The sequence below is a fragment of the Brevundimonas diminuta genome (assembly GCF_022654015.1).
GTDB lineage: Bacteria > Pseudomonadota > Alphaproteobacteria > Caulobacterales > Caulobacteraceae > Brevundimonas > Brevundimonas diminuta_C.
Genome location: NZ_CP073063.1, coordinates 1547069 through 1565317, shown reverse-complemented (window position 1 = coordinate 1565317; position 18249 = coordinate 1547069). Strand labels below are relative to the sequence as shown.

General features: G+C 64.9%; 17 protein-coding genes. 10 read left to right on the top strand and 7 right to left on the bottom strand.

All coding sequences use genetic code 11. The features are described from left to right. Positions 1-144: 144 nt before the first annotated feature. A complete protein-coding gene (locus KAK88_RS07640) occupies positions 145-1707 on the top strand; it encodes a carboxylesterase/lipase family protein (protein WP_242078513.1) in 1563 nt (520 codons plus the stop codon). Here KAK88_RS07640 and KAK88_RS07635 read toward each other — a convergent pair. The 3 genes from KAK88_RS07635 to KAK88_RS07625 form a co-directional block, all read right to left on the bottom strand. After that, positions 1704-2690, bottom strand: coding sequence for an alpha/beta hydrolase (locus tag KAK88_RS07635; protein ID WP_242078512.1), 987 nt, complete (start codon positions 2688-2690; stop codon positions 1704-1706). The two genes, KAK88_RS07640 and KAK88_RS07635, sit on opposite strands and share 4 nt — an antisense overlap. 96 nt (positions 2691-2786) lie before the next feature. After that, positions 2787-4073, bottom strand: a complete 1287-nt coding sequence (locus tag KAK88_RS07630; RefSeq protein WP_242078511.1) for an MFS transporter — start codon at positions 4071-4073, stop codon at positions 2787-2789. An 88-nt stretch (positions 4074-4161) separates the two neighbouring features. Further along, positions 4162-4998: a 2-keto-4-pentenoate hydratase gene (locus KAK88_RS07625; RefSeq protein ID WP_045811473.1), complete on the bottom strand. Its 837-nt coding sequence runs from the start codon at positions 4996-4998 to the stop codon at positions 4162-4164. Between the two features lie 135 nt (positions 4999-5133). On the opposite strand from KAK88_RS07625, the gene KAK88_RS07620 reads away from it, so the two are divergent. Continuing rightward, the gene (locus tag KAK88_RS07620) at positions 5134-6183 is read left to right on the top strand and encodes a LacI family DNA-binding transcriptional regulator (protein WP_242078510.1); all 1050 of its coding nucleotides are present in this window, start codon (positions 5134-5136) and stop codon (positions 6181-6183) included. Between the two features lie 40 nt (positions 6184-6223). On the opposite strand, the gene KAK88_RS07615 is transcribed toward KAK88_RS07620, so the two are convergent. Next, positions 6224-6886 carry an RpiB/LacA/LacB family sugar-phosphate isomerase gene (locus KAK88_RS07615; RefSeq protein WP_242078509.1) on the bottom strand — a complete coding sequence of 221 codons (663 nt, stop codon included), beginning with the start codon at positions 6884-6886 and terminating at the stop codon, positions 6224-6226. Positions 6887-7058: 172 nt separating this feature from the next. On the opposite strand from KAK88_RS07615, the gene kduI reads away from it, so the two are divergent. The 4 genes from kduI to KAK88_RS07595 all read left to right on the top strand — a co-directional run bounded on the left by kduI (position 7059) and on the right by KAK88_RS07595 (position 11552). After that, entirely contained in the window at positions 7059-7904 is an 846-nt protein-coding gene (kduI, locus tag KAK88_RS07610) for a 5-dehydro-4-deoxy-D-glucuronate isomerase (RefSeq protein ID WP_242078573.1), read from the top strand. A 22-nt stretch (positions 7905-7926) separates the two neighbouring features. Then, complete coding sequence (gene kduD, locus KAK88_RS07605; protein WP_091747405.1) at positions 7927-8685, top strand: 2-dehydro-3-deoxy-D-gluconate 5-dehydrogenase KduD; 759 nt, start codon at positions 7927-7929, stop codon at positions 8683-8685. 21 nt (positions 8686-8706) lie between these two features. Next, positions 8707-9750, top strand: a complete 1044-nt coding sequence (locus KAK88_RS07600) for a sugar kinase (RefSeq protein ID WP_242078508.1) — start codon at positions 8707-8709, stop codon at positions 9748-9750. 158 nt (positions 9751-9908) lie between these two features. After that, positions 9909-11552 carry a pectate lyase gene (locus KAK88_RS07595; RefSeq protein ID WP_242078507.1) on the top strand — a complete coding sequence of 548 codons (1644 nt, stop codon included), beginning with the start codon at positions 9909-9911 and terminating at the stop codon, positions 11550-11552. 60 nt (positions 11553-11612) lie between these two features. On the opposite strand, the gene lldD is transcribed toward KAK88_RS07595, so the two are convergent. From lldD to KAK88_RS07580, 3 genes are read right to left on the bottom strand one after another with little or no spacing between them, the layout of a single operon-like run. Further along, positions 11613-12746 carry an FMN-dependent L-lactate dehydrogenase LldD gene (gene lldD, locus KAK88_RS07590; protein ID WP_242078506.1) on the bottom strand — a complete coding sequence of 378 codons (1134 nt, stop codon included), beginning with the start codon at positions 12744-12746 and terminating at the stop codon, positions 11613-11615. A gap of 9 nt (positions 12747-12755) precedes the next feature. Then, positions 12756-13517, bottom strand: a complete 762-nt coding sequence (locus KAK88_RS07585) for an SDR family NAD(P)-dependent oxidoreductase (RefSeq protein ID WP_242078505.1) — start codon at positions 13515-13517, stop codon at positions 12756-12758. A gap of 24 nt (positions 13518-13541) precedes the next feature. Continuing rightward, positions 13542-14348, bottom strand: a complete 807-nt coding sequence (locus KAK88_RS07580) for an IclR family transcriptional regulator (protein ID WP_242078504.1) — start codon at positions 14346-14348, stop codon at positions 13542-13544. A gap of 140 nt (positions 14349-14488) precedes the next feature. Here KAK88_RS07580 and rhmD point away from each other — a divergent pair, with 140 nt between their 5' ends. The 4 genes from rhmD to KAK88_RS07560 are packed head-to-tail and all read left to right on the top strand — an operon-like array spanning position 14489 to position 18214. Beyond that, on the top strand, positions 14489-15682 hold the full coding sequence (rhmD, locus tag KAK88_RS07575; RefSeq protein WP_242078503.1) for an L-rhamnonate dehydratase: 1194 nt from the start codon (positions 14489-14491) through the stop codon (positions 15680-15682). A 21-nt stretch (positions 15683-15703) separates the two neighbouring features. Further along, positions 15704-16552 carry a fumarylacetoacetate hydrolase family protein gene (locus KAK88_RS07570; RefSeq protein WP_242078502.1) on the top strand — a complete coding sequence of 283 codons (849 nt, stop codon included), beginning with the start codon at positions 15704-15706 and terminating at the stop codon, positions 16550-16552. Further along, positions 16549-17301 (top strand): SDR family NAD(P)-dependent oxidoreductase, encoded by a 753-nt coding sequence (locus KAK88_RS07565; RefSeq protein ID WP_242078501.1) that lies wholly within the window; start codon positions 16549-16551, stop codon positions 17299-17301. Before KAK88_RS07570 ends, KAK88_RS07565 begins: the two co-directional genes overlap by 4 nt. Before the next feature lie 10 nt (positions 17302-17311). Continuing rightward, positions 17312-18214, top strand: a complete 903-nt coding sequence (locus tag KAK88_RS07560) for an amidohydrolase family protein (RefSeq protein ID WP_242078500.1) — start codon at positions 17312-17314, stop codon at positions 18212-18214. Positions 18215-18249 lie beyond the last annotated feature (35 nt).

Here is an 18249-nt window from a genome sequence, read left to right as displayed (position 1 = left end):
TTCCAATATTCCAGAACCGAGGTTTCGGCCTTTATCTGCGGACAGCTGCGCCTGCACCTCAGCCTCGCTGACATTCCGCGTTGAATGATTATGATACCGGTGTCAGGATTGGTCTCGTCGGATATCATATGGGCGACACAATCGATGATCACGCGACGTAAGGCGCTGCTGAGCAGTTTGGCGACCGGAGGTCTGCTTTCGGTCCCCTCCGGTGTTCTTGCAGCCACGGCCTCAAATCGCCTGGTGACCACCGCCGGGCCGGTCATCGGTCTGCGACAGGACGGGATCAGCGTCTTCAACGGCGTGCGATATGGAGCGCCGACGCGGCGGTTCCAACCGCCAGAAAAGCCGACGCCTTGGCGCGACCCAGTTCGTGCAACACGTTACGGCGCGGCCAGTCCGCAGCGCGGCGATGAGCCGAATCAAAGCGAAGACTGCCTGTTTCTGAACGTCTGGACACCGGGGACCGACGCGGGTCGGCGGCCAGTGATGGTCTATATCCACGGCGGCGCCTATTCGAGCGGATCGGGATCGGACCCGCTGTATGACGGCACACGTCTGGCGGCGCGCGGCGATGTCGTGGTGGTGACGCTGAACCACCGGCTGAATGTCTTCGGCTATGCCTATTTGGCGCGACTGGCGCCGGGGTTCGAAGATTCGGGCAACGTCGGCCAGCTGGATCTGATTCTGGCGCTGCAGTGGATACGGGACAATATCGCGGCGTTCGGCGGCGATCCTTCCAGAGTGATGCTGTTCGGTCAGTCCGGCGGCGGCGCAAAGATCGCCACCCTGATGGCGACGCCGGCGGCGCAGGGTCTGTTCCACCGCGCCGCGACCATGAGCGGTCAGCAGGTGACCGCGTCCGGGCCGATCAACGCCACGACGCGAGCCACGACATGGCTGAAGGCTCTGGGCCTGACACCGGATCGGGCGGCCGAAGCGGCGACGATGCCGGTCGAGCGGCTGCTCGAGGCGCAGAGCGCCGAGGATCCGATCCTGGGCTTTGGCGGCCTGTATTTCGGGCCGGTGCTGGATTTCCGCACCCTGCCCCGCCACCCCTTCTATCCCGATGCGGCGCCGCTGGGCCGGACGATTCCCATGATCATCGGAAATACGCGCGAAGAAACGCTAGGATTTATGGGCAACGATCCGAAAAACGTCGGCCTGACGTGGGACACCTTGGCGGCGCGACTGTCGCCCGGCGTCATGCGGATCGACATCACGCCCGAAGCCGTGATCGCCGGCTATCGCGCCATGCATCCCGAATGGTCGCCCGACCAGGTGCTGATCGCTGCGACGACAGCGGGCCGGTCCTGGCGCGGCGCGGTGATCGAGGCCGAAGAACGGGCCAAGGCCAGCGCACCGGCCTGGGTCTATCAACTCGACTTCCTTGGCGAGTTGGCCTCGGGTCGCAAGGGCGCCTTCCATACCGCCGACATTCCGTTGGTGTTCGACAATGTCGAGGCGCCCGGCTCGCGGACGCGCGGTCCGGGCGCGCAAATCATGTCGGACCGGATGAGCGACGCCTTCATCGCCCTGGCCCGCGACGGCGATCCGAATCATGCCGGACTGCCACGCTGGGACCGCTATGAGCTGCCTCGCCGCCAGACCATGTTGATGGATCTCCAGCCGCGCATGGTCGACGATCCGCGCGGGGACGAGCGGGCTTTCTTCGCGGCCATTCCCTATATCCAGCCGGGAACCTAGAGCGGAAAATCCAGCCGGGCGGCCCAGGCGCGCACTAGATTGGGCCAGACCTGGGCGGGCTTGCCCTGGATCAGGCGGACGCCGAAACCGTGGCCGCCTTCCTGGAACAGATGCGCCTCGGTCCGGACAGAGGCGGCTTTGAGCGCGGTCAGCAGTTGCAGGCTGTTCTCCACCGGCACGGACGCGTCGTCCATGGCGTGCAGCAGGAAGACGGGCGCCGCATTACGCCACTCCATCTGCTCCAGAGAATAGGCCGCGATCCGCTCGGCCGACGGCGTCTCGCCCAGCAGATGCGTCCGCGATCCGGCGTGGACGTACGGGTCCGCCATGGTCGCGACCGGATACATCAGAACGGTCAGATCGGGTCGCAAGGATGCGCTATCGGCGGCATCGACCGGTTCATAGGTCGCGTCCGTCCGGGCGCTGGCCAGCCCCGCCAGATGCCCCCCCGCCGAGGCGCCCAGCACGGCGATCTTGTGTGGATCGAAGCCATAGTCGGCGGCGCGGCTGCGAATCAGCCGGACCGCGCGCTGGGCGTCCTGAAGGGGTGCGTCGGCCCCGGCCGCCCAGCCGTCAGCCGGCAGGCGATACCTCAGGACGAAACAGGTCGTGCCGCTGGCCGCGAAGACGCGCGCGACGTCATACCCTTCCTTGTCCAGCACAGCCCAGCGATAGCCGCCGCCGGGAATGAGGAGCATCGCTGAACCGTTCGGCCGCTCGGGGCGAAAGACGGTCAGGATCGGATCGGTCGTGTACTGGGCGTAGCGGTCGTGGAAGGCGGGATCGGTCGAGCGCTCTGGCACGACCGGCGTGACCGTCACACCTTGCCCACCCGGCGCGCCGTCGGGCCATAGGCGGATGATCTCGGTTGGGTCGGCCGGACCGGCGCGGCCGCCGTCCGCCACTGTCTGCGCCCGCGCCCCGGTTGCGCCAACCACGGCCCCCATCGCCAGACCCAAAAGCGTCCTGCGTTTCACATCCATCACGGTTCTCTCTTCCTGAAAAGACGACGGCCGGACGATCGCTCGCCCGGCCGCAATCCTTGATGACGTCGCGGCGCTGAGCCACGCAGCCTTTCGTTAGACCTTGGCCAGTTCGTATTTCGGCGTGATCAGGTGAATGACCAGAAGCGCGATCAGATAGGCCGAGGCCGCCACGATGAAGATGGGCGTATAGGTACCGATCTTCTCCAGGACGTAGCCGGCGTATTTGGCCATGGCCATGCCGCCGATGGCGCCCAGCATGCCGCCGATGCCGACGACCGACCCCACCGCCGAGCGGGGGAAGACATCGCCCGGCAACGCATAGAGATTGGCCGAAAAGCCCTGGTGCGCGGCCGTCGCCAGTCCGATGATGCCGACCGCGACCCAAAGGTTTGACGCCTCGGCCGCGAAGGCCACCGGCACGGCGCACAGGGCGCAGATCAACATGGTGATCTTGCGGGCCTTGTTGATGCTCATGCCCCTATGCATGAAGCGCGACGACAGCCAGCCCCCGCCAACCGAGCCGATGTCGGACAGGAGATAGATGGCGACCAGCGGCGGGCCGAAGGTCTTCAGATCCAGCCCATAGGTCTTGCCCAGGAAGTCCGGCAGCCAGAACAGGAACATCCACCAGATCGGATCGATCAGGAACTTGCCCAGAGCATAGGCCCAGGTTTCCTTGACCGTCAGCAGTTTGGTCCATTTGACCTTTTCGACAACGTCGGCCGGGTCCTGCTCGATATAGGCCAGCTCAGCCACGGACAGCTTCTTCTGCTCGCGCGGCTTGCGATAGACCAAGAGCCAGATCGGCAGCCAGATCAGGCCCAAGGCCCCGGTGATAACGAAGGCCATCTGCCAGCCGAAGGCCAGCACGAGGCCCGGAACGATCAGAGGGGTGACAATGGCGCCGATATTGGTGCCGGCGTTGAACAGGCCCGTCGCGAAGGCGCGTTCCTTCTTGGGAAACCACTCTGCGACCGCCTTGATCCCGCCAGGGAAACCGCCGGCCTCACCGACGCCAAGGACCATCCGCGCCATCATGAAGTGCGACAGATCTCGCGCCGCACCGTGCATGATATGGCCGATCTGCCAGATGCCGAAGGCGATCCCCAGCCCCCACCGCGCGCCGATCCGGTCCATGATCCGGCCCCACAACAGGTAGGCCACGGCGTAGGACGCCTGGAACCAGAAGACGATGTCGGCATAGTCTGTTTCGGACCAGCCGAACTCGGCTGACAGCGTCGGCTTGAGGAAGCCGATCATCTGACGATCGACGTAGTTGATGACCATGGCCGCGAACAGCAGCCACATGATGATCCAGCGATACTTGCCGGGGGATGGCGCCTTGATCTGGATCGGCGGCGCGACGGAGGCGTCTGACATGGTTATGAAAACCCGTTCCTGAATATTCCTCGACACGTCCCTGCTCTTTTCCGTCCCTGAACGGCGGCGGGGTAGGCGTCTGATGATGTTACTGGGCTTCGGCCCTGACGACCGAACAGTGAAGTTCTGCGATACCCTTGAAGATGCACACGGCCTCGTCGCCCGCGTGAACACGGTGGACGCCGGTGACCGCGCCGGTCGAAACCAGCGTGCCCGCCTTCAGCGGGCGGCCCCAGCGCGCGCAATGTTCCAGCAAAAACCGCACAGACTCCATCGCGCCGCCCGCGAGGGACTGCGACCCTCCGGTGCCGACGCTGGCGCCATTGATCACCGTTTCGACCTCGATGCCGTCCAGACGCTCTCGCCAGTTCTCGACCTCGGGACCGATCATCAGTCCGCCATTGTTGCCGAAATCGGAGGCGACGACGGCTGATCCCAGGTCGTTGATCGTCGAAAGCGGACTGCCGGCCAGCTCGACGCCGATGAAGACCTTGTCCACGACGCCCATGGCGTCCTCGATGGTCCAGTCGGTCTTGGCTGGATCGGCGTCGGCGCCGATCCGAGCAATGAACTCAGCCTCCACCGCCGCGAACCCGCCCTCGATTTCGGGCAAAGGCACGACCGTATCGCCGGGCGCCGGCCAGACGTTGCGCGCGAAAATGGCGCCGGCCAGACGATGGATCCCCAGCTTCGGCTGCTGCTCGGGCGGGACACCGCCCACCTTCCAGCCCACGACCTCATCGGGAAACAGACCGATGGCGACGTCCTGGATGGCGTAGGATTCGGCCATGCTTTGAGGGATCACGCCCGGATAGTCTGGCGTGCTGCGCGCCGCCAGACGCGCGGCGACGAACTGCTGTGCGATCGCCGCCGGGTCGGCCGACAGCGCGTCGTCCTGGCTCGCAAGAGAGGGGGTCGAAGTCAAAGGTGTCGCCTCGTGAATAGGCTGCGATAAGAGCGACGAAGGAAACCGGTGTCAATGCGCTTTAGCGGAGCCCCATGGCGTCGGCCGCGAGTCGCGGCTATGCCTTCAAGCTGCACATAGGGAAGGAGCCGAGCCTTGGCTCAAGACGATCCGCGATCCGGCAAGCCGGGCAAGCGGGCAACCATCAACGATGTCGCCCGTGAGGCGCAGGTCTCCAAGAAGACCGTCTCGCGGGTCATCAATCAGTCGCCGTTCGTCAAGGAAGACACGCGCGAAAAGGTCAACGCCGTCATCAAGGCTCTGGGGTTCACGCCTGATCCACAGGCGCGCGGCCTGGCCTTTCGACGCTCGTTCCTCGTTGGTCTGATCTACGACAACCCCAGCCCGACCTACGTCGTGAACATGCAGCAGGGCGTACTGGATGCGCTAAAGGGGTCCGGCCTGGAACTGGTCGTTCATCCTTGTAATCGCAACTCCCCTACCCTGCTGGAAGACATCAGGGGCTTCGTCGAGCGCCAACGTCTGTATGGCGTCATCATGCCGCCTTCTGTGTCCGAGGACGAACAGGTCATCGACCTGCTGCGCGATCTCGACTGCCCCTATGTCCGCATCGCCTCGGTGGCGTTGGATGAACCTCAGGCGATGGTGGTCACCAATGACTGGATCGGTGCGGCCGAAGCGGCGGCGCATCTGGCCGACCTGGGACACAGACGGATCGGTCTGGTGCGCGGGCCGGACCTGTTCCGGTCATCGGCCGTGCGGGGCAAGGGGTTCCTGGACGCTCTGGCCGAACGCGGGATCCCGCTGGATCCGGCTTACGATTTCAAAGGCGCCTATACGTTCGAATCAGGTGTGGAGGCGGGCCACGCCCTCTTGGCGCTGGAAACGCCGCCGACCGCCATCTTCACCCTCAACGATGACATGGCCATCGGGGTTATGCAGGCGGCGCGAGATCGCGGCCTTGAGCTGCCGCGCGACCTGTCCGTCGTCGGCTTCGATGATCTGCCGATGGCGGCGCGGGTTTGGCCCAACCTGACTTCGGTGCGCCTGCCTATCCGCGACATGGGACGGATGGCGGCTGAAAAGTTGCTGGCGCCGATGCGCGGCGTCGATCCGGCCAAGATGCAGCAGCCGGAAGTTCGACCGGCCCTGGTGGTGCGCAAGTCGGCAATCCCGTCAGTCTGAGTTGGGCCGGCGCGCGTGATCGCGCGCCGACCGCTCTGCCTCAGGCCGTTTCGAGCGCAGGCTTGGCGGCGAGAACGCCCTTCAGATAGTCGCGAATGCCTTCGTCGGTGGCGTTGGCGAAGAAGTAGTCCTGGAATTTCTCGCCGGCGATGGCGGCCTTCAGCAGTTCTTGGTCCATCGTCTTCAGAACCGTCAGCATGTCGTGGCAGGTCACCGACTTCAGGTCGCTGAGCACGCCGCGATTCTTGCGCATGATCTCGGCGCGTTCCTTGGGATAGCCCAGGCCCCGCTCGCCCTCGAACAGCTTGCGATACACGTCCTGCAGATTCAGTTCAGCAGCCCAGCCGAAGCCCTTGGCATAGGGCATCGAGATTGCGTTGCCGTCGTTGATCTGGCCGAACAGGAAGGCGTCGGTCGGGTCGATCACCAAACCGCAGAAGACGCCCGGCATGCTGTTGCAGGCCAGCATCGAGCCCATGCCGGTTCCGCAGCCGGTGACGACGAAATCGGCCGCGCCGGAATTCAACAGAATTCCGGTCAGCAAGCCGTTCATGACGTAGGTCAGCGAGGCCTTATCGTCGGCCGCGTACATTCCATAGTGGAAAACTTCATGGCCTAGCGGTTCGGCGACAGCGGTTAGAGCGGAATGCACCGTCTCGCTTTTGGCGGCCTGGCTGTTTTCGATGATGAGAGCGATCTTCATGGGGGAATCCTCAAGACGGTGGCGAAGCGATGCCGACATATGTGAGCGGCGTTGGTCTAATCGATTGCATCATTATATGACACCGGTTACCTAGTCCACAGAAGGACGGGCGCAAGATCCGTTTCGGTGGCTCGCGCGGCGAGTTCGCAGGGAGACCGGCATGTACGACCCCATGTATGACAAAGTCTATCAGGCCACCCATCCCGATATGATGGAGGGCGCCTCGAACCAGCAGTTGCGCGATCGCTATCTGATCCAGGGCCTGTTCGTTCCGGGCAAGGTCAGCCTGAACTACTCCCACCACGAGCGTATGATCATCGGCGGCGCGACCCCGGTTGAGACCGCCCTGAACCTGCCCACGCAGTCGGAGCCGCCCTCCTTGGCCGGGGCGCCGTTCCTGCAGGCCCGCGAGTTGGGTGTGGTCAATATCGGCGGGGCCGGTTCGATCACCGTTGACGGCGAGACCATCAAACTGGGCTTTCGCGATGGCCTCTATGTGCCAATGGGATCGAGCGAAGTCAGCTTCGCCTCGAACAACCCCGCCGAGCCGGCGAAATTCTATCTGGTCGCCACACCCGCCCACGCCCGCTACGACCTGACAAAGATTTCGATCGACGAGGCCGTGCCGCTGGACATGGGCGCGTTGGAGACGTCGAACGAACGGACCATCTACCAGTATGTCGTGCCGGCGAAGGTGAAGTCCTGCCAGTTACTGCTGGGCGTGACGGTGCTGAAGCCCGGCTCGGTATGGAACACCATGCCGCCTCACATTCATGACCGCCGCTCGGAAGCCTATCTGTATTTCGGTCTGGGCGGAGACGACCGAGTCTTTCACTTCATGGGCGAACCGGACAAGTCGCGCCACATCGTCATTGCCGACGGGGAGGCCGTGATCTGCCCGCCGTGGTCGATCCATACCGGCGCAGGCACTTCGAACTACACCTTCATCTGGGGCATGGGCGGCGAGAACCTCGACTACACCGACATGTACAAACTCGACATCTGCCAGCTGAAGTAATCAGGACAAGAGGAAGAAAAGCATGAGCAATCCATTCGACCTGACCGGCAAGGTCGCGCTGGTGACCGGCGGCAATGTGGGCCTGGGCCAAGGCATCGCCCTGGCTTTGGCTGAGGCGGGCGCAGACATCGTCTCGGTCGCCCTGTCGGACTCTGACGACACGGTCGCCAAGGTACAGGCGATGGGCCGTCGCGCCCACGCCATCAGCGCCGACCTGACCTCGATCGAGCCGGTCGAGCGCGTCGTGCAGGAAACTCTGGCCGCCATGGGTCGGATCGACATCCTCGTGAACAACGCCGGCCTGATTCGCCGCGCCGACGCTGTCGACTTCACCGAGGCGGATTGGGACCTGGTGATGAACATCAACCTGAAGACCGTCTTCTTCATGAGCCAGGCGGTCGCCCGTCTGTTCATCAAACAGGGCGACGGCGGCAAGATCATCAATATCGCCTCCATGCTTTCCTTCCAGGGCGGGATCCGCGTGCCTTCCTATACGGCGTCCAAATCGGGCGTCGCCGGCCTGACCAAGCTGATGGCCAACGAATGGGCGCCGCACCGCATCACCGCCAACGCCATCGCCCCCGGCTATTTCGCCACCGCCAACACCCAGGCTTTGCGAGAGGACCCGGTCCGTTCGGCCGAGATCCTGGGCCGTATCCCGGCCGGGCGCTGGGGCGAGCCGTCGGACCTGGGCGGCGCGGCCGTCTTCCTGGCCAGCCGGGCCTCCGACTACGTCCAGGGCGCCATCCTGCCGGTCGACGGCGGCTGGCAGGCGCGCTGATCCGGGGCTAGCGTTGCGATCATGACCCAGGCTGCATCTTCCCGCCGCATCCTCTGCTTCGGCGAGATGCTGCTGCGGTTTTCGCCCAACGCCAACGAACTGCTGATGCAGTCGCCTGCCCTGACTGTGCGTCCGGCCGGCGCCGAGGCCAATGTCGCCGTGTCGCTGGCCCGCTTCGGCGCGCCGACCGGCATGGCGACGGTCCTGGCCGACAATGCGCTGGGCCGCGGCGTGCGTGACGAGGTGCGCAAGCACGGAGTCGACACCTCTCAGGTCGTCTTCAAACCCGGCCGTATGGGTCTGTATTTCCTGACGCCCGGCGCTGTGCGTCGTCCGTCGGAAGTCCTCTATGACCGCGCCGGTTCGGCCTTCGTCGAGCATATCGACACGGCCTTTGACTGGGACCAACTTCTGGACGGCGTAGAATGGCTGCACGCCTCTGGCGTGACCCCGGCGACAGGGCCGAACGGTTCGACCGCCGCCGTCGCCATCATCGAGGCCGCCGCTAGGAAAGACGTGAAGGTCAGCTACGACGGCAACTTCCGCGGCAAGCTGTGGGAACAGTGGGATGGCGATCCCCCGGCCACGCTCGGCAAGATGCTGGGCGGGGCCACGGTCGCCTTCGCCGACGACCGCGACTTCGCCCTGGTGCTGAAGACGACATTCGACAGCCCGGACCCGGCCCTGCGTCGTCGTGAAGCCGCCAAGGCCGCCTTCGCCGCCTTCCCTCGCCTGCAACGCGTCGCCTGCACCCGGCGCGTTCAGGACAGTGTCGCCGACCAGGCCCTGTCGGCCGTCATGCTGACGCGCGATGGCGACGACGTCATTGAGACTAACGCCGCAGCCATCCATATGGCCGGCGTCGTGGACCGGGTCGGCGGCGGCGACGCCTTCGCCTCCGGCGTGCTGTACGGCCTGTGGAGCGGCTGGTCGGATCAGGAGGCCCTCGACTTCGGCCTCGCCGCCGCTGGCCTCAAGCACTCCGTGCCCGGCGACTTCAACCTTTTCACCGCCGACGAGGTTCGCGCCGCCATGGGCGACAGCGGGTTCGATATCCGCCGCTGAGGCTGCAAACATTGAGATTGGGTGGAGGCCGCATGGAGAAGTCCATGCGGCCTTTTTCAATCGCGCCAAGGGCTAGGAAACCGGTGTCAATCATGCTTCAGTGACGGTTCGAAACGGTCGTTAGAAACCGTGCGAGAGAGGTCACACCAGGAGTTTCCATGTCCGTCACGTCCATGAACCGCCGCGCTCTTCTGGCCGCGAGCGCCGCCGCCACCTTCGTCGCCGCTTCAGGCCCCGCCCTGGCCCAGGCGTCGCCAGAGCGCGCCGCCATTCTGGACACCATGAAGCGCGCCGCTCGGTTCATGAGCGAAGAGGCCGCCGTCGAAGGCGGCTATGTCTGGCAATATCTGCCCGATTTCTCGCGCCGTTGGGGCGAGCTTGAGGCCAACCCGACGATGATCTGGGTCCAGCCGCCGGGCACCGCGACCGTGGGCCATCTGTTCCTGGACGCCTATCACGCCACCGGCGACGAATTTTACTATGAAGCCGCCAAGAAGGCCGCAGACGCCCTGGTCAAGGGTCAGCACCCGCTGGGCGGATGGAACTATGTGATCGATACCGCCGGCGAGGAGTCGCTGAAGCAGTGGTACGGCACTGTTGCCGCCAACGCCTGGCGGTTGGAAGAATTCCACCACTACTACGGCAACGCGACGTTCGACGACGCGGGGACAGCCGAGGCGTCGCAACTGTTGCTGCGGATCTACCTTGAGAAGAAGGATCGCAAATATCTGGCGCCGCTAAACAAGGCGATCAGTTTCGTGCTGGAAAGCCAGTACGAGAACGGCGGCTGGCCCCAGCGCTATCCGTTCGTCGAGAACGGCGGCCTGCACGGCCATGCCGACTATACGCCCTACATCACCTTCAATGACGACGTGGCCGGCGAGAACCTGGAGTTCCTGATCTACGCCTATCACGGCCTGGCGCGGAACGGCCGGAGCGATGCGAGGATTCTGGACGCCATCAATCGCGGCATGGACATCTTCGTAAAGACCCAGCAGCCGCAGCCGCAACCGGCCTGGGGTCTGCAACACTTCCCCGATACGCTGAAGCCGGCGGGCGCCCGGACGATCGAGCCGCAAGCCTTCGTCACCCACACCACCGGCACCAACATCAAGTCGATGATGGGCTTCTATCGCCTGACGGGCGACCGCAAGTATCTGGCCCGCCTGCCCGAGGCCATGGACTGGCTGGATCAGGTCGCGGCCAAGCCGCCGCTGAACACGCCGGGCCGCACGCACCCGACCTTCATCCTGGAAGGCGCCAACACCCCGATCTACATTCACCGGCGCGGGTCCAACATCGCCAACGGCCAGTACTACGCCGACGACAACCCCACCAATCTGATCGTCCACTACGGTTCGTTCCGCAATGTGGATACCCCGGCCCTGCGCGCCGAATACGCGCGCCTGTCGGCCATGCCGGTCGATGAGGCCACGCGCGGTTCGCCGCTGAAGGCTCGCCCCGGCTCGCTGAACCTGCCCAAGTATTTCACGCTTCAGGACGTCGATGTCTGGGACATGTCCAGCGACGCTCGTCGCCCGACCGCGCCTCACGCCGGTCGCGCGGCCGAAGTCATGGCCGGGCTGAATGCGCGCGGCTATTGGCCCACGCCGCTGACCACGACATCAAACCCATACAAGGGCCCCTCCCCCACCGCCGTGACCGGCGGCGAATACCAGATGACCCGCGTCGGCGACCTATGGGACACCTCGCCTTACAATACCGACTTCCCGGTCGAAGGCGTCTCCACCTCGGTCTTCATCCGCAACATGGGCGACCTGATCGAGGCGTTGGGGGCTTAGGACTTGCGAAGATGTGCGTTATCCCCGCTTTCACGTCGGGGATGACGCACTGATCCTGTGTCAGATCGCCAGCATCTCGTGGTTCACGCCCGCGATCGACTTGGCGCCGGTCAGGGTCATGGCGACGCGCATTTCCTTTTCGAACAGGTCCAGCAGATTTTCGACGCCGGCCTGACCGTTCGCCGCTAGGGCGTAGATGAAGGCCCGGCCGAGCAGGACAGCGTCGGCGCCCAGGGCGATGGCGCGGACCACGTCCAGACCATTGCGAATGCCGGAATCCACCAGAATCTTCAGCTCGCCCTTCACCGCGTCGGCGATGTCGGGCAAAGCGCGAGCCGAGGACAGCACGCCGTCCAGCTGCCGCCCGCCGTGGTTCGACACCACGACGCCGTCTGCGCCGAAGCTGACGGCGTCGCGGGCGTCTTGCGGATCCAGAATGCCCTTGATGATCATCGGCCCGTCCCAGAAATCGCGGATCCATTGCAGGTCCTTCCACGAAATCGAGGGATCGAAGTTATTGGCCAGCCAACCGATGTAGTCGGCCAGCCCCGTCGGCTTGCCCAGATAGGCCGAGACATTACCCAGATCGTGCGGTGTGCCGCGCACCCCGACATCCCAGGCCCAGGCCGGATGGGTCATGGCCTGGACCATGCGGCGGATTTCGGCATTGGGCCCGCTCATGCCCGAATGAGCGTCGCGATAGCGAGCGCCCGGCGTCGGCATATCGACGGTGAAGACCAGGGTCTTCACCCCCGCCGCCTTGGCCCGTTCCAGCGCATTCCTCATGAAGCCGCGATCACGCAGCACATAGAGCTGGAACCACATGGGCCGGTCGATAGCCGGCGCGACCTCTTCGATCGGGCAGACAGACACGGTCGACATCGTGAACGGCACGCCGCGCGAGCCCGCCGCCCTGGCCGCCTGAACCTCTCCTCTGCGCGCGTACATGCCGGTTAGGCCGACGGGCGCCAAGATGACGGGCAGGCGCAGGGTCTCGTCGAACAGCTTGGTCTCAAGGCTGAGGCTGGTCATGTCCTGCAGCACGCGTTGGCGCAGGGCGATGGCCTGCCAGTCCTCGACGTTGCGACGCAGGGTCTGCTCGGCATAGGCCCCGCCGTCGATGTAATGGAACAGGAAGGGCGGCAGCTTGCGCCGCGCGGCTTCCCGATAATCGCTCGGCGACGAGATAATCACGGCCCGGCTTTACTGGAAGTTGGCGAAGGCGCCGCCGTCCACCAGCAGCGCCGCGCCGGACATATAGCCCGCCATGTCCGAGGCCAGGAAGGCGACGACCGAAGCGATTTCCTCCGGCCGGCCCAAACGCCCCAGCGGAATGCGGCCCTCCATATATTCGCGCTTCTTCGGATCTGCGAGGTCGTCCTTGTTGATGTCGGTGGCGATGGTGCCGGGCAGGACCGAGTTGCAGCGGATGCCGTGACGCCCCAGGGCGACGGCGCAGGATTGCATCAGACTGTGCACCCCCGCTTTGGTCGGGGTGTAATGGGTCTGCATCTCGCCGCCGACGAGAGCCGAGATCGAACTGATGGCGACGATGGCGCCACCCTCCCGCTGCTTGACCATCTGATTGGCCGCCGCCTGCACCATGTAATAGGCGCCGTGCAGATTGACCTCCATCGTCCGGCGCAGGGTCTCGACCGGCATGTCGAGGAAGGCGTGGAACGGACAAATGCCGGCGTTCGAGACGAAGATGTCCACCCGGCCCAGCGCCTGGACGGCGGCGGCGACGAAGGCTGTGGCGCTCTCGGGCTGGGCCGCGTCGCCGTCGACGGCGATGGCCCGGCGCCCCAGCGCCTCGATCTCGGCGACCACCTGGGCGGCGGCGGTCTCGTCCCGGAATGTATTGAGGGCGACATTCGCGCCCTGGCGTGCAGCTTCGATCGCCGTCGCCCGCCCGATGCCCCGCGATGCGCCCGTGATCAGGACGACCTTGTTTTCAAGCAGCATGCGGGCTCCGGCGGTAGTTCGGTTTCAGGGTTTGGGCGACCAACCGAGGTCGGCGCTGATGGCGTTGGCGGCGTCGGTGACGGTCTTTGTCAGTCCGGCCATCCGCGCGTCGGACATGTATTGCGCGGCCGAGGAGACGCTCAGGGCGGCGACGATCTGTCCGTTCACCGACCGGATCGGAGCGGCGACGCAGCGGATCTGATCCTCGTTCTCTTCCAGATCGAAAGCGTAGCCCTTCTGGGCGTAGCCATGCATCCGCTCAAGCCAGACTGCGCGGGCCGACGAGTCGAAGGCGGCACCCGGCTCGGCGTAGAAGTCGATCCATTCCGGCTCGGTCTTGTCCAGAATCAGCGCCTTGCCCAGGCCTGTCGAGGCGATGGGGTGCCGCTCGCCCAGACGCGAGCCGATGTTGATGCGACGCCGGCCGGCGACCTTGTCCAGATAGAGCGCATGGCGGCCGTCCAGCACGCCGAGGTGCACCGTGTCGTCCGTTTGGGCCGACAGTTGCTCCAGCCAGGGCCGGGCCACGCGCGGCAGATGCATCTGCTGGCTGGCGGCGTGGCCCAGTTCCAGCAGTTTGGGACCGAGGGAATAGCCCTCGCGCGGGCGGAACGACAGCAAGCGACGCTCGACCAGCGCCGAGGCAAGACGGTGCGTCGTGCTGCGCGTCAGCTCCAGCTTTTCGGACAGTTCCGCCAAGGGCAGAGAGCCTTCGATCAGGGCGTCGATGACGTCCAGACCACGCAGCAGGGTCTGGCTGCCGGACGCCTTCGCTCCCGCCTCTTCTTCCCCATCGACCAGCACGGTCTTGATTGACGCCGATCGTCCCATTTCGTAATCCTCATTCTCAGAATGTAGCAAAACGCGCAAGTCGTCTGGGGCTACACAGGGGACATTGACGTGACGCACGGAGGAAAGCCAGTGAAATCCCGCATTATGGGAGCGGATCGCCAGTTTTCGGTGATCATGCCATGAACCGCCTGCCTCGCATCAAACACGTCCGCGCCTTCGTCGTAAAAAATGACGGAACCGGGGGCGGCGCGGACTATCACGATCAGGGCGACGGCCACTGGATCGACGACCATATTGCAACGCCGATGGCGAAATACCCCGAGTACCGCCAGAGCCGCCGCAGCTTCGGCATCAATGTGCTGGGCACCCTGGTAGTGGAGATCGAGGCCGAAAACGGCGTGGTCGGTTTCGCGGTCACGACCGGCGGCGAGCCGGCGGCCTATATCGTCGAGAAGCATCTGGCCCGCTTCTTGGAAGGTCGCGATCCGTCCGAGGTCGAGAAGATCTGGGACCAGATGTATTTCTCGACCCAGTACTATGGCCGCAAGGGTCTGGTGGTGAACGCCATTTCGGGCGTCGATCTGGCGCTGTGGGACCTGCTGGGCCGCCTGCGTCAGGAGCCGGTCTTCGCCATGCTGGGCGGTCCGGTTCGTGACGAACTGACCTTCTACGCCACCGGCGCGCGGCCCGACAAAGCCAAGGAGTTGGGCTTCATCGGCGGCAAGATGCCCCTGCACCACGGCCCCGCCGAGGGTGAGGAAGGCCTGCACAAAAACCTCGCCGAGTTGGAGGCCATGCGCAACGCCTGCGGCGACGACTTCTGGCTGATGTTCGACGGCTGGATGGCGTTGGACCTGAACTACGCCACTCGCTTGGCGCACGAAGCCCACAAACTGGGTCTGAAATGGATCGAGGAGGCGCTCAGCCCCGACGATTACTGGGGCTATCAGGCGCTGAAGAACAACGCCCCCAAGGGGATGCTGGTCACGACCGGCGAGCATGAGGCCACCCGCTGGGGCTTCCGCATGCTGCTGGAAATGGAATGCTGCGACATCATCCAGCCGGACGTGGGCTGGTGCGGCGGCGTCACCGAACTGCAGAAGATTTCGGCCTTGGCGGACGCCAAGGGCGTGCTGATGATCCCGCACGGCTCGTCGGTCTATTCCTACCACTTCGTGGTGACGCGCCATAACAGCCCGTTCGCCGAATTCCTGATGATGGCCCCCGGCGCCGACGAGGTCGTGCCCATGTTCCATCCGCAACTGATCGGCGAACCCGTCCCCGTAAACGGCCGCCTGAAGGTTCCAGATACGCCCGGCTTCGGTGTCGAGCTGAACCGCGACATCGCCCTGCATCGCCCCTACGCGCGTTAAGACGAAAGCCTCTCCGCCACCATGAAACTGCTGCGTTACGGGCCCAAGGGCCAGGAAAAGCCGGGCACGCTGGACGCCGAGGGGCGCATCCGCGATCTGTCGGGCGTTATCGCCGACATCACGCCGGACCAACTGCATGGCCCGGCGCTCGACGCGCTGAAGGCCATCGATCCGACCACCCTCCCTTTGGTCGAAGGCCAGCCCCGCTATGGCGTGCCGGTGAACGGCAGCCGCAAGTTCATCGCCATCGGCCTGAACTTCGCCGATCACGCCGAGGAATCAAACCTGCCGATTCCGGAAGAACCCGTCGTCTTCACCAAGGCGATCACCTGTCTGAACGGGCCGAACGACGATGTGGTGATCCCGCGCGGTTCAGAAAAGACCGATTGGGAAGTCGAACTCGGCGTCGTCATCGGCAAGCCCGCCTCCTACGTCTCCAAGGCCGAGGCGCTGGATCACGTCGCCGGCTACGTCTTGATCAACGACGTGTCCGAGCGCGCCTATCAGACCGAGCGCGGCGGCACCTGGGACAAGGGCAAGGGCTGCGACACCTTCGGCCCCGTGGGCCCCTGGATCGTCACCACCGACGAGGTCGGCGACGTGCAGAACCTGGACATGTGGCTGGATCTGAACGGCAAGCGGATGCAGACCGGGAACACCCGGACCATGATCTTCGGGGTCGCCGAAATCGTCTCCTATCTGTCCGAGTTCATGACGCTGGAGCCGGGCGACCTGATCACCACCGGCACCCCGCCCGGTGTGGGTCTTGGCCAGAAGCCGCCCCTCTATCTCAAACCGGGCGACACGGTCCGTCTGGGCATCCAGAAGCTGGGCGAACAGGGTCAGACCTTCGTGGAGTGGACGCGATGAGCGCCTATCAGGGCCGCTTTTCGGGCCGCACCGCCGTCGTCACCGGCGGCGCGTCGGGTCTGGGTAAGGCCGCCGCCGCCCGCATCGTCTCCGAGGGCGGCAAGGTCGTGCTGTGGGACCTGAACGCCGACGCTCTGACGGCCGCCGCTGCCGAGGTCGGAGCCGTCCATGTGATCGCCCTGGACGTCGCCGACCCCGACGCCGTCGCTGCTGCGGCCAACGCTTCGGCCCAGGCGCTAGACGGCCGCATCGACATCCTGGTCGCCTCGGCCGGCATCACCGGCGCCACCGTGCCGGTACAGGAGTTTCCCGTCGACAGCTGGAGGCGCGTCGTCGATATCAATCTGAACGGCGTCTTCTACTGCTCGCGCGCCATCGTGCCCTTCATGCTGGCCAACGGTTACGGCCGGATCGTCAATGTGGCCTCGGTCGCGGGCAAGGAAGGCAATCCCAATGCCTCAGCCTATTCCGCCTCAAAGGCCGGCGTGATCGGCTTCACCAAATCGCTGGGCAAGGAACTGGCCGGCAGGGGCGTCATCGCCAACAGTCTGACCCCCGCCACCTTCGAAAGCCCCATCCTGGAGCAACTGCCCCAGAGCCAGGTCGACTACATGCGCTCCAAGATCCCAATGGGACGCCTGGGCGAAGTCGAGGAAAGCGCCGCCATGGTCTGTTTCATGGCCTCGGAAGAATGCAGCTTCACCACCGCCTCGACGTTCGACACGTCGGGCGGCAGAACGACATACTAAGGACGAGCGCGTGGCTTCGGACCTTCGCATTGTCGACGGCCACGTCCACCTGTGGGACCTGTCGCGTGCGCGCTATGGCTGGCTTCAGGACGATCCCCTGCCGAACAATCCGGCGGGAGACATGTCGCCCATCGCCAACGCAAACTATCTGCTGGAGGACTACCTGGCCGACACGGCCGGCTGGCGCGTGGACAAGATCGTTCACGTCGAGGCGGGTCAGTCGATGGGCCAGCAGCTGGCCGAGACCGACTGGCTTCAGTCGATCGCTGATGACACCGATTATCCGCACGCCATCGTCGCCGGTGCCGATATGCTGGATCCTGACCTGGACGCTCTACTGGAAGCTCACGCGGCCCGCCCGAATGTGCGCGGCGTGCGCCAGATCGTCTGCTGGCACGAGGATCCGTTGAAGACCTACACCGACCGCGACCTGCTGCGTGATCCGCAGTGGGTCGAGGGCTTCGCCAAGCTGGCGCGCCACGGTCTGTCGTTCGACCTCCAGCTCTATCCGGCACAGATGGAGACCGCCGCGATCATCGCCGCGCGCCATCCCGACATCCCGATCATCGTCAACCACGCCGGTCTGCCGACCGATCGGGACGCGGCAGGGATGGAGCGCTGGCGCACAGGTCTGCGCCTGCTGGCCGCCCAGCCGCAGGTCTCGATCAAGATCTCGGGCCTGGGCATCACCGACCGCGCCTGGACGCCCGATAGCATCCGCCCCATCGTTCTGGAGTGCATCGACGCCTTCGGAACCGAACGGGCCATGTTCGCCTCGGACTTTCCCGTCGAGAGCGTCCACGGAACCTTCGACGCCTTCTATTCCGCTTTCGATGCGATCACGGCCGGCTTTTCGGCGGATGAGCGCGACCGGCTTTTCGCCCGCAATGCCGAGGCGATCTATCGCATCTGACCCATACGCCGAAGCCGCACCAAGACGGCAAGGCC